This is a genomic window from Curvivirga aplysinae, assembly GCF_009711445.1.
In the GTDB taxonomy this organism is placed as follows: domain Bacteria; phylum Pseudomonadota; class Alphaproteobacteria; order UBA8366; family Aestuariispiraceae; genus Curvivirga; species Curvivirga aplysinae.
The window spans coordinates 27,559-41,304 of record NZ_SMMC01000200.1 but is presented as its reverse complement, the minus strand read 5'-3'; the positions used below and the strand labels follow the sequence as shown (position 1 = coordinate 41,304).

At 42.4% G+C, this 13,746-nt stretch carries 13 protein-coding genes; 9 read left to right on the top strand and 4 right to left on the bottom strand.

All coding sequences use genetic code 11. The annotated features are described in order from the left end of the window. Positions 1–118: 118 nt before the first annotated feature. The 7 genes from E1160_RS12925 to E1160_RS12895 all read left to right on the top strand — a co-directional run bounded on the left by E1160_RS12925 (position 119) and on the right by E1160_RS12895 (position 9,132). Positions 119–1,303 carry an ABC transporter substrate-binding protein gene (locus E1160_RS12925; RefSeq protein ID WP_155155816.1) on the top strand — a complete coding sequence of 395 codons (1,185 nt, stop codon included), beginning with the start codon at positions 119–121 and terminating at the stop codon, positions 1,301–1,303. Positions 1,304–1,382: 79 nt separating this feature from the next. Then, positions 1,383–2,318, top strand: coding sequence for a transcriptional regulator GcvA (gcvA, locus tag E1160_RS12920; RefSeq protein ID WP_155155814.1), 936 nt, complete (start codon positions 1,383–1,385; stop codon positions 2,316–2,318). A gap of 89 nt (positions 2,319–2,407) precedes the next feature. After that, a complete protein-coding gene (locus tag E1160_RS12915; RefSeq protein ID WP_155155813.1) occupies positions 2,408–3,760 on the top strand; it encodes an aspartate aminotransferase family protein in 1,353 nt (450 codons plus the stop codon). Beyond that, entirely contained in the window at positions 3,757–4,575 is an 819-nt protein-coding gene (locus E1160_RS12910) for a BKACE family enzyme (RefSeq protein WP_155155811.1), read from the top strand. Before E1160_RS12915 ends, E1160_RS12910 begins: the two co-directional genes overlap by 4 nt. Before the next feature lie 200 nt (positions 4,576–4,775). Continuing rightward, positions 4,776–5,741 carry a TAXI family TRAP transporter solute-binding subunit gene (locus E1160_RS12905; protein ID WP_155155809.1) on the top strand — a complete coding sequence of 322 codons (966 nt, stop codon included), beginning with the start codon at positions 4,776–4,778 and terminating at the stop codon, positions 5,739–5,741. 124 nt (positions 5,742–5,865) lie between these two features. Then, complete coding sequence (locus E1160_RS12900) at positions 5,866–8,691, top strand: TRAP transporter permease (RefSeq protein ID WP_155155807.1); 2,826 nt, start codon at positions 5,866–5,868, stop codon at positions 8,689–8,691. 12 nt (positions 8,692–8,703) lie between these two features. Continuing rightward, positions 8,704–9,132 (top strand): universal stress protein, encoded by a 429-nt coding sequence (locus tag E1160_RS12895; RefSeq protein WP_155155805.1) that lies wholly within the window; start codon positions 8,704–8,706, stop codon positions 9,130–9,132. A gap of 51 nt (positions 9,133–9,183) precedes the next feature. On the opposite strand, the gene E1160_RS12890 is transcribed toward E1160_RS12895, so the two are convergent. Together E1160_RS12890 and E1160_RS12885 are read right to left on the bottom strand one after the other, a co-directional pair. Then, the gene (locus tag E1160_RS12890) at positions 9,184–9,486 is read right to left on the bottom strand and encodes an AzlD family protein (RefSeq protein WP_155155803.1); all 303 of its coding nucleotides are present in this window, start codon (positions 9,484–9,486) and stop codon (positions 9,184–9,186) included. Then, positions 9,486–10,205, bottom strand: a complete 720-nt coding sequence (locus E1160_RS12885) for an AzlC family ABC transporter permease (RefSeq protein ID WP_155155801.1) — start codon at positions 10,203–10,205, stop codon at positions 9,486–9,488. Before E1160_RS12885 ends, E1160_RS12890 begins: the two co-directional genes overlap by 1 nt. A gap of 113 nt (positions 10,206–10,318) precedes the next feature. Here E1160_RS12885 and E1160_RS12880 point away from each other — a divergent pair, with 113 nt between their 5' ends. Next, complete coding sequence (locus E1160_RS12880; protein ID WP_155155800.1) at positions 10,319–10,867, top strand: helix-turn-helix domain-containing protein; 549 nt, start codon at positions 10,319–10,321, stop codon at positions 10,865–10,867. 3 nt (positions 10,868–10,870) lie between these two features. Here E1160_RS12880 and E1160_RS12875 read toward each other — a convergent pair whose 3' ends face one another. Beyond that, positions 10,871–12,100, bottom strand: a complete 1,230-nt coding sequence (locus tag E1160_RS12875; RefSeq protein ID WP_155155798.1) for an Hsp70 family protein — start codon at positions 12,098–12,100, stop codon at positions 10,871–10,873. A gap of 105 nt (positions 12,101–12,205) precedes the next feature. Then, positions 12,206–13,045: a lysophospholipid acyltransferase family protein gene (locus E1160_RS12870; RefSeq protein WP_155155796.1), complete on the bottom strand. Its 840-nt coding sequence runs from the start codon at positions 13,043–13,045 to the stop codon at positions 12,206–12,208. 143 nt (positions 13,046–13,188) lie between these two features. Here E1160_RS12870 and E1160_RS12865 point away from each other — a divergent pair, with 143 nt between their 5' ends. After that, complete coding sequence (locus E1160_RS12865) at positions 13,189–13,737, top strand: DUF924 family protein (protein WP_155155794.1); 549 nt, start codon at positions 13,189–13,191, stop codon at positions 13,735–13,737. Positions 13,738–13,746: the final 9 nt, after the last annotated feature.

Genomic DNA, 13,746 nt, shown 5'->3' with positions numbered 1-13,746 from the left:
CCCCCCCCAACATAGCACTTAGTGGGGAAAACTTAAATACAATCAAATGTATTTGTATTAAATTACAACTATACAATCCTAATCGAAACGCGCATAATCCGAAACACGGATTATATGAATGATGTTAATAATTAAAAATCAATTAGATAATTGGCATAAAAGAACATGGACAAAATTAGACACTCAAAAAGTCTCTATCTTTGTTTTTACTTTATCCCTCATATCTATTCTGTCCTATTCCCCTCTTCTAGCCGCCGAACGTAAAGATATTCTTTTTGTGAATCCTGGCTACGAAGATAAAGGGTTTTGGAAATCTGTGTCTCAAACCATGGAAGCGGCATCTGATGCCTTGGGGTTTAACTTGGAAATAGTCTCCGCCAATAGAGGTTGGCCCGTTATGCTATCAAAAGGCATAGCCGCGATTGATCGCAGTAAGCCGGATTATCTAATTATTGTTAATGAACAGCAACAAGCATCTAAGCTGCTGCAGTATGCGATTGATCATAAAATTCCAACCTTGATGCTATTAAATAGTCTAACACAGGAACAAGAAGAACATTTCGGTAAACCCAGAGAAAAATCGCCTTATTGGTTAGGTAGCATTGTGCCCGATAACGAAACGGCAGGCTACCAAATGCTAACTTCACTGTTTGAACATCATAATCAAATCTCTCCACCAATAACGGGAGAACGAGAAAAAATTATCCCACTTCTCACTCTCGCAGGGGACATTAATACACCCGCCTCAATAGATCGATTAAATGGGTTAGATCGTGGGTTAAAAGAACATCCTTCTTTCAAAGAATTAAGACGCATAACCGTTAATTGGTCAGGAGAAGAAGCTTATCTCCGCACCCAACAACTTTTACTTACAAAGTCAGTAAATGCCATATGGGCCGCCAATGACGCAATTGCCATCGGCGCTATTAGAGCTTTGCGTGAAATAGGCATGGAGCCTGGGCAAGATGCTTGTGTCGTTGGATTAAATTGGTCCACAGAAGCCATCGATTTAGTGGAACGAGGAGAAATGACACTAACCCATGGGGGACATTTCTTGGCCGGTGCTTGGAGCATTGTAATGCTATACGATTATGACCAAGGACATGACTTTTCCAAGATATCTACACATATCAAATTTCCGATGACAGCAATAAACCGTGAAAATGTTAAAGCTTATAAAAAAGTATTTGGAAAACAGGATTGGACAAAGATCAACTTTAAATCCTTCACTCTGCATGACAATCCTGAAAGAACGGAATATCCATTTACGTTAGATTACTTATTGAACACAGTTCCTCATTAAAGAAATCGCCCCTGCATTGCAGTAAGAGTTAAACAATGCTTTATTATCGCCTTTGTTAACTTAACTAACATATAAACTGATGAAACGTCGTATACCACCGCTAAAATCTGTGAGAGTTTTTGAAGCTGCCGCTCGACTATTAAGCTTTTCCAAAGCAGCAGATGAACTTCATGTCACTCATGGAGCTATCAGTCAGCAAATCAAAATTCTAGAGGAATTTTACGACACCCCCCTCTTCATCCGTAGCCATGCCCGCGTATCTTTAACAACTGAAGGGCAAAAGTTACTTCCTGTCACCACAGAGATACTAAATACCCTCTCAAATGTGAGTGATGAAATCCTTAAGAATAAAACACAGAAAACATTAACTATAAATCTAACATCTGCTTTTGCATCCCATTGGCTTATGCCGAGACTAAACAGTTTCCTACAACAATATCCTGACATTACCATACGTCTTGCGCCTTCTGCACGTTTTCGAGGCTTTGATACTGCTGAATTTGATATCGCTATTCGATGGGGAAAAAGCGATGATACATCTTTGATAACTAAAAAGATTTTCGATGTAGATGCATTTGCAGCTTGCGCACCTTGCTTCATAGAGGAAAACCCTGACCTAAACTCTCCGGAAAAGCTTAAAAGTTTACATCTGATCCATGACGATATGGGAGACGCATGGGCTGCATGGTATGAAAAAGCGAAACTGCCCGCACCAGATTTTGAGAAGGGGAGTTTTTATGCAGATTCATCCTTAGCACTACAAGCCGCTGTGACGGGACAAGGTATCATTACTGCGGGTAGCATTCTTGCACATGCTGATCTAGAAGCTGGTCGCCTCATCATTCCCTATGACCTCTTTTTGCCTAAAAGAAATGCCTATTATCTCTCTTATCCAAAACCTATGGATGACAAACTTTCTGTTAAAGTCTTTAAGGAATGGATTCTAGCAGAAGCTGAAACCTATCTAAAAGCCAAACCTTCTTTACATAAATTCCTATACTGTATGTTAGATTAACTAACAGCTTACATTAGAAAAAGTCGATTGATCCTACAATCTATTCCTGCTTAAGGTTTTCCAGTTTATTTTCATCTAGAAAGCCTATCATGTCGTCAAAGAAAACGCGCATTTTACATCGCCAACCATCCTCCAATCTTGCATATGCAGATAAAGGAGATGGCCCTTATATTATAGATCAGGATGGGAAATCCTATATTGATGCTTCAGGTGGCGCAGCTGTATCATGCTTAGGTCACAGCAATTCTCGCGTAACACAAGCTATCAAAGATCAAATCGACAATATTGCATTTGCGCATACGTCCTTCTTCACCACGGAACCTGCCGAAGAATTAGCTGAATTCTTAACGGATCGTGCGCCAGAGGGATTAGACTATGTCTATTTTGTTTCTGGTGGCTCCGAAGCAACAGAATCTGCATTAAAGCTTGCACGGCAATACTTTCTGGAAAAAGGCGAAAAAGAGCGTAAGTATTTTATCGCCCGACGCCAGAGCTATCATGGTAACACGCTTGGCGCCCTTTCAGTCGGGGGCAATATGTGGCGCCGCCAACAGTTTGAGCCAATTTTGATCGACGCAGATCACGTTGCACCTTGCTATCCTTATAGAGATAAATTGCCATCTGAAACGGATGAACAATATGGCCAACGCGTCGCGAACGAACTTGAACAACACATCAAGGAAATCGGCGCAGAGAATGTGATTGGCTTTATGGCCGAACCGGTTGTCGGTGCGACATCAGGCGCCCTTGTACCAGTGCCAGGTTATTTCAAACGTATCAGAGAAATCTGTGATCAATATGGTATCTTGCTTATCTTAGATGAGGTGATGTGTGGGATGGGACGCACAGGAACTCTGTTTGCATGTGAACAAGAAGGTATTAGCCCAGATATCCTAACGACGGCTAAAGGCTTAGGCGCAGGTTATCAGGCGATCGGCGCCATGCTGCTTAGTAATGAGATTTACGAAACGATTGTAAATGGGTCAGGTTTCTTCCAGCATGGACATACTTATCTTGCACATCCGACAGCCTGTGCAGCCGCATTAGCCGTTCAAAAAGAAATCGAAGAAAACAATCTGCTGGAAAATGTGAATGCTATGGGCAAAAAGCTTGAAGAAGCTTTGCTAGAACGCTTTGGCAATCATCCAAATATTGGCGATATACGTGGGCGCGGTCTTTTCTGGGGTCTCGAATTGGTTGCGGATAGAACAACGAAAGAACCACTCGACCCTGCCTTGAAAATTCATGCTGGTATTAAAAAACATGCTATGGATCTTGGGTTAATTTGTTATCCGGGTAATGGAACTATTGATGGCCAGAACGGTAATCACATCTTGCTGGCACCACCATTTATCATCGAAGATAAACATGTCGTTGAGATCGCCGATAAATTACAGAAGGCTGTCGAATCGGCCTTAACAGATGCAGGTATTGCTGCATGACAAATACAAAAACGATTCTCTGTGTTGCCCCAAACGGCGCTAGAAAAACAAAATCAGATCATCAAAGCTTGCCCATCACACCGGATGAACTGGCAAAAGAGGCTGCGGCTTGCCAAGCTGCTGGTGCGGCAATGATTCACCTTCATGTCCGTGATGAAGACGATAAACATACAATTTTACCTGAATATTATCGCCCCGCGATTGAGGCTGTGCGAAATCGAGTTGGTAATAAAATGGTTATCCAAATCACGACTGAAGCTGTAGGTGTATTCACCGTAGACCAGCAGATTTCTGCGGTAAAAGAACTCAAACCCGAAGCTGTTTCATTGGCTTTAAAAGAGCTATGCCCAGAAGGTGGGGAAGAAAAAGCCGCCTCATTTTTTAAATGGGTGCTTGATGAAAAGATCGCAGCACAATATATCCTTTATTCCGCAGAGGAAGTTAAACGCTTCATTATGCTACATAATCAAGGAATCATTCCCGATCCCAAACCTTCTATTCTTTTAGTTCTTGGACGCTATAGTGCAAATTTAACATCTAATCCCGGTGACCTTTTTCCGATGCTTGATGCCTTGGGGGAATTCAATTGTGTTTGGGCTGTTTGTGCATTTGGTCCACAAGAACAAGACTGCATGGCTGCAGCCGTTGAAAGAGGCGGACATTGTCGAATTGGGTTTGAAAATAATATGCATCAGGCAAATGGTGAATTGGCTGCGAATAATGCCGCGCTGATTCAGGATTTTGCGAATAGAATTAACAAAAATGGTGGTTCTGTTGCCTCAGCAGCAGAAACCAGAGCCATTTTTAAAATGTAGAATTTAAGGAGCGAATAAACACTATTCAACTCTGATAAATATGTTAAGCTTACATTAGAAAGCTAACATCTAGTTTTCATCGGCTGTAAAAATAAATGCAACTTAAGCAAAACAACTTAGATGAAAATCAAATAGATACTCTGCCTCTGTGCGGGGGGTCAAAACTATATAAACAAACTTATACATATAAGGAGACAGGTATGTTCTTGAGAAAACTAGCTTTATCCGCAGTTGCTTCTGCGGCGCTTATGACAACAGCAGTTGCTGCTGATACACAACATGTTGTAATCGGTACAGGCGGTCAAACTGGTGTTTATTATCAAGTAGGTGGTGCAATTTGCCGTTTGGTAAACAAAGGCACAGCTGATCATGGCATTAACTGTACACATAAAACAGGTGGTTCTGTAACAAACATTAACGGTATCCGTTCTGGTGACGTTGACATGGGTGTTGCACAGTCTGACTGGCAGTATCACGGTTACAATGGTACAGCACCAGACAAATTCCCGGACGGCGCATTTAAAGAACTTCGCGCTGTATTCTCTGTTCACCCAGAGCCATTCACAGTTGTTGCACGTGCTGATGCTGACATCAAAACTTTCGAAGACCTAAAAGGTAAGAAAGTAAACGTTGGTAACCCAGGTTCTGGTCAACGTGGTACAATGGAAGTTGTTATGGAGAAAATGGGTTGGACAATGGGCGATTTCGCTGTTGCCTCCGAACTTAAATCTTCTGAGCAAGCTGCAGCACTTTGCGATGGTAAAGTTGATGCGATCATCTTCACAGCTGGTCACCCGAACGGTTCCATCAAAGAAGCAACAACTTCTTGCGATGCGGTTCTAGTACCGGTTGATAATGATGTTGCGAAAAAATTGGCATCTGACAATGACTATTATGCAATGACAGAAATTCCAGCTGGCATGTATAAAGGTACAGATACACCAACAGCTACATTCGGTGTTGGCGCAACATTCGTAAGCTCCACAAAAGCTTCTGAAGAGACAGTATACCAAATGGTTAAAGCTGTATTTGAAAACTTCAAACGCTTTAAGAAAATGCACCCTGCATTTGGACATCTAAAAGAAGAAAACATGATCGTGAACAACTTGTCTGCTCCATTGCATGACGGTGCGGTTCGCTATTACAAAGAACGCGGCTGGATGTAATCAGCTTGTTTTTAACGAGAGTAACCCTGCGCAAGTGGGGTTACTCTCGTTTCTTTATTGAAGCACTTATATAAATTCCCAAACTGACACCAGAAGCAGTATAAATATACAAAGGGGTATGGGGATGAGTACGGACAAATCCACATCAACACAATTATCGGATGAGGAACTACAGGATCTTGTAGCTTCCACAGATACGGGTGGACGCAATCCATCCAATGAAATGATCATCAAACTTCTTGCGGCAGTGGCGCTCAGTTGGTCCATCTTCCAAGTTTGGATCGCCTCACCAATTCCATTCGTCCTCGGATGGGGTGTATTTTCAAGTGATGAAGCACGAAAAGTTCATTTAGCTTTTGCTGTTTTCTTAGCTTTTCTTGCATATCCAGCATTTAAACATTCACCTCGTCGCCACATCCCGTTAGGGGATTGGGGCATGGCAATTATTGGTTCGCTTTGTGCCTTTTATCCGTTTATTGCGGATTCCATGCTGGTTGATTCCATTTTTGGCACGCGTCTTTCGGATCGCCCAAGTAATCCAAACCAGTTTGATATTGTCGTATCAGTCATTGGTATGTTGTTGCTGCTTGAAGCAACACGTCGCGCCCTTGGCCCGCCATTGATGGTCGTTGCAATTGTCTTCCTGTGTTACACATTCTTTGGTCCATTCGCACCAGAACTCATTGCATGGAAAGGTTCTACCTTTGGCGGCACCATGGATCATCAATGGTTATTTGGTGAAGGTGTGTTTGGTATTGCATTAGGTGTTTCCACAGACCTCGTTTTCCTATTCGTACTTTTTGGTGCCTTGCTTGATCGCGCCGGTGCCGGAAACTACTTCATTAAAGTGGCCTTCTCTTTGATGGGGCATTTCCGTGGTGGTCCCGCGAAAGCAGCGGTTGTGGCTTCCGGTATGACCGGATTGATTTCTGGATCGTCCATCGCCAATGTTGTGACAACAGGTACCTTTACAATCCCAATGATGAAACGTGTTGGCTTTAATGCGGAAAAAGCAGGTGCTGTTGAAGTAGCCTCTTCAGTGAATGGTCAGATCATGCCACCTGTTATGGGTGCTGCAGCTTTCTTAATGGTGGAATATGTAAACATCCCCTATTTTGAAGTTGTAAAACACGCCTTCTTACCAGCTGTGATTTCCTATATTGCCCTAGTTTACATTGTGCATCTAGAAGCTATGAAACTAGACATGCAAGGTTTGAAGAAACCAGGTGAAAGCAAAGCACTGAAATATGTAGGCAGTAGCTGGGTTATGTCCCTGCTCCTCGTTCTTGCATTAGGTAGTGGCCTTTATTATGCGTCAGAGGTGTATCAATTACTTGAAACATCAACCGCACGTCTAGCAGGCATACTCACAATTATTGCTGTTCAATATGTAGTTGTTAAAGCGGTTAAATCTTCTGGCGGCAGTGAACTCACTCAGAAGGTTGTCTCAACTGGTGCCATGGTACTTGGCAATACAATTATTGGCGCCTTTGGCCTCTTCTTCCTGATTGATATTGTTCAAGCGACCTTTGGTGAAACTTACACACCTTGGGTAATGGCTGCCTTAATTCTGGTGACTTATGTTGTATTAGCACGTATTAGTTCTTCCTATCCTGATTTGGTGATGGATGATCCAAATGCACCTGTTCAGTCTTTGCCTGAAACAGGCCCGACGGTTAAAGCAGGCTTACACTTCTTATTGCCCGTGGTTGTTTTGATCTGGTGTTTGATGATTGAACGTCTATCTCCGGGTCTTTCTGCTTTCTATGCAACCATCCTGATGATTTTCATCTTGCTGACCCAACGTCATCTATTTGCCTTCTTCCGCAAAGAAGACACATCCAGCAAGCTCAAAGAAGGCTTTATGGAATTGGTGGATGGTATGATCGCCGGTGCCCGTAATATGATTGGTATCGGTATCGCGACTGCAGCCGCAGGTATCATTGTTGGTGCCGTATCTCAAACCGGTGTTGGATTAAAGCTCGCTGCATTGGTTGAGTTCTTATCGATGGGTCACATCATCCTAATCTTGGTATGGACTGCGATCCTGAGCTTGATTTTGGGTATGGGTTTACCAACAACCGCGAACTATATCGTAGTATCTTCATTACTTGCACCAGTGATCGTAAGTTTAGGACAACAAAATGGACTGATTGTACCTTTGATTGCTGTTCATATGTTCGTCTTCTATTTCGGTATTATGGCGGATGTTACACCACCTGTAGGGCTTGCCTCATTTGCTGCGGCAGCTGTATCTGGTGGTGACCCGATTAGAACTGGCTTTGTTGCTTTCTTCTATTCTTTGCGTACTGCATTGTTACCATTCCTCTTCATCTTCAACACAGATCTATTGTTGATGGATGTGTCCTTCGGCGGAGGCATTTTGATCTTTATCATCGCCACGGCGGCCATGCTCATATTTACCGCAGGTACCCAAGGGTATTTCTTTGCCCGTTCTAAAATCTGGGAATCCGCGGCATTAATTTTGATCGCCTTTACATTATTCCGTCCGGGTTTCTGGATGGATTATGTAATCCCGCCATATCAAGAACGCCAAGGAACAGAACTTGTGCAGGCAATGGGTGAAGTGCCGGCTGGTACTGAGATGCGTATCTTGGTTGATGGTCAAAATGATGTGGGTGACCCAGTTTCACTTACCATGTTGATGAAAGTCGGTGACGGTGAAGATGGTCAAACCAGAATTGAAGATTATGGTCTGGAACTTCTTCTTCAAGATGATGGAAATATCATGGTTGATGGTGTGGGTTTTGATAGCCCAGCTGAAAAGGCAGGCTTTGATTTTGACCAAATTATCGTTTCTGTTGGTGTGCCTGCAGAACGTCCTGCCAAACAGCTATTCTATATTCCAGCGGTGGTGTTGCTATTCTTGATCATTATGGTCCAACGCCGTCGTCGTAACGCTGTTTCCAGCACTCAACAAACTGCATAAGGAGGACATAAAATGTTCAACCATATTCTTTTAGCGGTAGACATGGAACATGATGAGAGCTGGAAAAAAGCTTTACCGGCCGCTATTCAAAATGCCAAGGCTTTTGGGGCTGCCCTTCATGTTATGACCGTCGTTCCTGACTTTGGTAGAAGTTTGGTAAGTTCCTTTTTCCCATCTGGTCATGAAGACCAGATGATGGAAAAGGCAAATGAAGCTCTCCATGACTTTGTAAAGGCACATATTCCCGATGATGTCGCCGTTCAACATATTGTTGGCTATGGCAATGCATATGAAGAAATCTTACGTGTTGCCGATGAAGTCAAAATTGACCTGATTATCATGGGGGCACATCGCCCTAAAATGGAAGATTATCTGATTGGGCCAAATGCAGCACGTGTGGTACGTCATGCGAAATGTTCCGTACTTGTTGTGAGAGACTAAAGTCCCACATATTCAATAATAAAAAAAAGCCGATCAAATGATCGGCTTTTTTTATACAAACATTTCAAAATGCCTTAAGGCCCATATGGACAAAATGCCTGCGACCATCGTCAACGGTAAGTTTCTTGTCGTTAAGGCTATCGTTAAAGAGAGCCCGGCTGCGATATACTCCTGTGTGCCACCAGCAACCAACATTACAGCTAGTAAAGACGCAATCAAACATCCTGGCAAAGCATTAAAACTTGCGGCCCAAAAGCCCGTTTCAGGTAATCTAGACCCAAGATAAAAGCCACCTATTCGAATCGCGAAAGTTGCGAGCGCAAGGCCAATAATAACAATATCCTGCTCACTCATTACCCACCTACGCTTTCAAGATCATAGTCACGCGACTTACCTGATAAAACACCAGCGCTTAAAGCGCCGACCACGCCACCGATAACCAGAGCCCAAGATGTTTCAATCGGCGCCAAACTGGCCAATAAGACGGCAGTAGAAATAGAAATAATCCATGGGAATAGGTCTTCCTTACCACGCCATAGACTGCATAAAATTGCAATAAAGGCTGCGGTGAAGGCAAAATCTACACCTATACTTTTTGGTTCAGGAACAAGAGACGCAAAACTCACTCCGGCAACAGTCGATATAATCCAGATCAACATGATGAATGCGCCACCACTAATAAAATACCAATAGCCGACATCAACACCTTTTGCGCGTTTAGCATGTAATAAAGCCCAGTTTTCATCCGTTGTATAATGTGCCCCCAACAGAATTTGCCATAATGGCCGACCTTTTAAATCGTCTCTCAAAGCAGCTGTCATAAGTAACATACGTAAATTAAGAGCCACACCTGCCGTAATTGCAGCTATAGCCCCAGCATCCGCCACCAAACGTTCCGTTGCAACGATTTGAGATCCCCCCGCAAATACGAATAATCCCATCATAGCTGTTTGCAAACTACTCATCTGCGCTTGTGCAGCGAGTAAACCGAATGCAACACCATAAACAGCGACGCCCATCGCAAGTGGCGTGATATCCATAACTCCTGTATAATATTCGGATGTTTTTCTCATCTTAATATCCAAAAACAATTTATTAAACGAACAACGTACAATATAATGAACCACAACATTATTTGTTCGTCAAACAAAACGTTGTACATTTAGATGAACGATCAGGAAAAATTATGGAACCCAAAATTATTATTGCGAATGCGATCAAAAGAGAGCGTGAACGCGCAGGATTAAGCCTTTCAGCGCTTGCTAATAAAGCTGACCTTGCGAAATCTACTTTATCTCAAGTCGAATCCGGCAATTGTAATCCAAGTATCGAAACTCTTTGGGCTGTGGCGACTGCGTTATCAATTCCATTCAGTTTTCTTTTCGAACATTCCAACCCTAAACACGAACTCATTCGCGCAAATGAAGGAGATGAGGTTTCATCCAAGGTTGCGCATTTCTCGGCGGTTCTTTTAGATAAAGCACCGATTAACCGTATGCGAGACATCTATCGTATTCATGCACAAAAAGGTGAAATCCGGGATGCCACTGCTCATCCAACAGGCACAATTGAACATGCCTTGGTCGCGAGTGGCTGCATGCGTATTGGCCCTAGTCAAATGCAGGAAGAGCTAAATGCAGGTGATTATTATCGTTACCCAGGTGATATCGCACATAGTTATGAATGCCTCAGTGAAGAAGCCACATTAATCTTGATTATGGATAGTAATGCTTAGTTATTATAGTTGAGATGCACGTACGGCTAAACCGTCTGAAATGGCTGTAAAGATTGCTTCTTGGCGTGTTGTTGAATCTGGCAATGTATTCTCAATCGCTTTTTTCACAAAATTCATAGAACTACTACCACCTACAAGCACCACATTTTGCACCTGATCCGCAGTGATATCACCTAATCGAATACAATCAATAATAGCGGCTTCGATTTTATCCTGAAATGTGAGCATAGAGGCATTAAAATCGTCTTGAAGCACAGAAAACCCAAGATCTTTTTCAATAAAACCAAGTTCTACCTCAATGGCTGCATCTGAACCATTAAGGTCAATCTTGGTTCTTTCTGCAGCAAAGGCCAAGTCATGACCAAGCCGTTCTTCCAATATCGTCAATAGGCGCTTAAAATACTCTGGTTCATAGGCTTGCTTGACCATTTCTTTGACGAGTTTGATATTATCCAAACTATAACTAAATGGGATCATCGGCCAACTGGAGAGATCAGAATAGAACTTATTCGGCGCTAACACTTCACCTTGGCTCATCCCCAGTTTCAAAACATGTCCACGCCCAAAATTCGGCATAAAATAATTGAAATTCAATAATTGATCGAAATCGGTACCACCAATATCCACACCATGCGTAGATATCACATCAATCTGTTGCTGATCACGCTTCTTAAACAATGTGAAATCCGAAGTACCACCTCCAATATCGACAACCAAACCATATTCACCAGCTTGAATATGATCATTATAAGCCAGCGCCACCGCTTCAGGCTCAGTCAGAAATTCTATATTTTTAAATCCGGCACGTTCAAAACAGTGACGCAAATCGTCTCGGGCCTTTTGGCGTACCCCCATAAATGTAACAGGGCATCCAGCGACAACATTATCAAGTTCATGCCCTAAAGTTTCTTCGGCTTGACGTTTCAATCGCAATATAAAGAGAGAAATAATATCGTAGAAGTCGCGGCGTTGACCTAGTAAAAATTGCTTCTCGCTCATCAAAGGCGTGCCTAATACAGATTTGAGAGCGCGCATATAACGCCCCTCATATCCTTCTATTAATGCAGTATTAGCCTCATCACCGGAAAGTAATTCCTGTTCTTCTTCATCGAAAAATAGCGCAGTCGGAATAGTCACATTGCCATCCCCCAACTCCACGGCTTCAACTTGTCCATTTCGCCACAAAGCCACCGCAGAATTTGAGGTCCCGAAATCAATTCCAGCCCACATCATATCCGTCCATTTTTTTGAAGTATTTATAAATGAGCGCGCTTTTTAAGCTATTTAGGCCTGGAATGAAAGTTTAAAATTGGCGAAAGCCACCTGCATCGTCAGGTATTACAAATTGTTATTAGAAACTTCCAGCTCATATACTTTTTGCCGTAAGAAATCGAGCATAAGTTGACTATCGGAAAAATGAGAAAGTTCCCCTTCCTCGATGGGTTTCCCTATATGTGCTGTCACTTGTGACCCTATGCGTTTTGCTACCTCACGCAAGATAAGAGCTTCGCGTAAAACGGAACTAAACTTACTTACGAAATGAAACAATCGGCCATTCTGACCCTCGAAATAAATAGGAATCACGGTTGCCTTAGAAGACGCTATTAATTTGCCCGCAAATAGTTTCCAAGGCGCATCCGTTGCGCGCCCCATAACTTTATCAGCCGTCGATACTCTCCCCGCCGGAAAAATAATCAACAATCCCCCATTCTTAATATGATCAATTGCTTCACGTTTGGAAGCAACATTACTTCGAAGGGCCGAGGAATCGCCATCAAATTCAACAGGGATGAGATAAGGGACAAAAGCGTCCGCTCTGCCTAAAGCAGCATGCGCCATTATTTTCACATCAGAACGGACAAGAGATGCTAAATGCCCTATGGCAATTCCGTCAAGAACACCAAAAGGATGATTTGCGATCATAACCAATGGCCCATTTTTAGGAATGGCGTCTAACATTTGTTGATTATAATTAACATTCAATTCTAAATAATCGATCGCAGTGTGCCAGAAAACATCATTTTCATCACGTTTCGACATATAATCATTATATAGTCTCTGTAATTTAGGTTGCCCTGTTAATTTCTCAACCACTTTAATGACTGCACGCTTCTTCCACGGGTCATCGGGATTCACATAAGTAACGCGATTTGTAGGGACTGACTGTAATTTTTTCATAGCTTACATCAAATGTTTTCGCTTTAGATCAATTTTTTAATAGTCATCAACTGTATCATTTTACTGTGACAAGAATATTGCACTAGCCGGAACAGACTTATACTCTACCTCTCAATGATTTAACTTTGGCTTATGGAATTGTAATGAACCAAATAAAAATAGATGCAGTAATTAAGTTCTGGTTTGAAGAATCCACGCCACAAGATTGGTTCACAAAAAGTGATGCCTTTGATCAAAAAATCCACGATAATTTTGCCGATCTGCATACTGATTTGATGAATGGAGAGCATCAAGGTTGGCGTCAAACGGCAAAAGGTTGCTTGGCAGAAATCATTGTTCTTGATCAATTCTCTCGCAACATGTTTCGCAATGATCCCAAAGCATTTGCCTCTGATGAAAAAGCGAGAGAATGCTTAAACCACATGCTTCGAAGAGGTTTTGACAAAGAATTAACTGTAAATGAAAGGAAATTTGCTTATCTTCCGCTTGAACATAGCGAAGATGTAAAAGATCAAGAAAAAGCAATCGCCTGCTATACCGAACTTGGTGATGAACTAGCGCTAGATTACGCCCAACAACATAAAGTGATTATTGATCGATTTGGCCGTTTTCCTCACAGAAACAAAATCTTAGGGCGCGCTTCCACTGAAGAAGAAATTGAGTTTCTAGAACAACCCGGCTCCTCATTTTAAGAGAAGTTT

Bases quoted from the DNA above. Each gene is read 5' to 3' on its own strand.
- E1160_RS12925 (WP_155155816.1), top strand. From the start codon at position 119: ATGATGTTAATAATTAAAAATCAATTAGATAATTGGCATAAAAGAACA.
- gcvA (WP_155155814.1), top strand. From the start codon at position 1,383: ATGAAACGTCGTATACCACCGCTAAAATCTGTGAGAGTTTTTGAAGCT.
- E1160_RS12915 (WP_155155813.1), top strand. From the start codon at position 2,408: ATGTCGTCAAAGAAAACGCGCATTTTACATCGCCAACCATCCTCCAAT.
- E1160_RS12910 (WP_155155811.1), top strand. From the start codon at position 3,757: ATGACAAATACAAAAACGATTCTCTGTGTTGCCCCAAACGGCGCTAGA.
- E1160_RS12905 (WP_155155809.1), top strand. From the start codon at position 4,776: ATGTTCTTGAGAAAACTAGCTTTATCCGCAGTTGCTTCTGCGGCGCTT.
- E1160_RS12900 (WP_155155807.1), top strand. From the start codon at position 5,866: ATGAGTACGGACAAATCCACATCAACACAATTATCGGATGAGGAACTA.
- E1160_RS12895 (WP_155155805.1), top strand. From the start codon at position 8,704: ATGTTCAACCATATTCTTTTAGCGGTAGACATGGAACATGATGAGAGC.
- E1160_RS12890 (WP_155155803.1), bottom strand. From the start codon at position 9,486: ATGAGTGAGCAGGATATTGTTATTATTGGCCTTGCGCTCGCAACTTTC.
- E1160_RS12885 (WP_155155801.1), bottom strand. From the start codon at position 10,205: ATGAGAAAAACATCCGAATATTATACAGGAGTTATGGATATCACGCCA.
- E1160_RS12880 (WP_155155800.1), top strand. From the start codon at position 10,319: ATGGAACCCAAAATTATTATTGCGAATGCGATCAAAAGAGAGCGTGAA.
- E1160_RS12875 (WP_155155798.1), bottom strand. From the start codon at position 12,100: ATGATGTGGGCTGGAATTGATTTCGGGACCTCAAATTCTGCGGTGGCT.
- E1160_RS12870 (WP_155155796.1), bottom strand. From the start codon at position 13,045: ATGAAAAAATTACAGTCAGTCCCTACAAATCGCGTTACTTATGTGAAT.
- E1160_RS12865 (WP_155155794.1), top strand. From the start codon at position 13,189: ATGAACCAAATAAAAATAGATGCAGTAATTAAGTTCTGGTTTGAAGAA.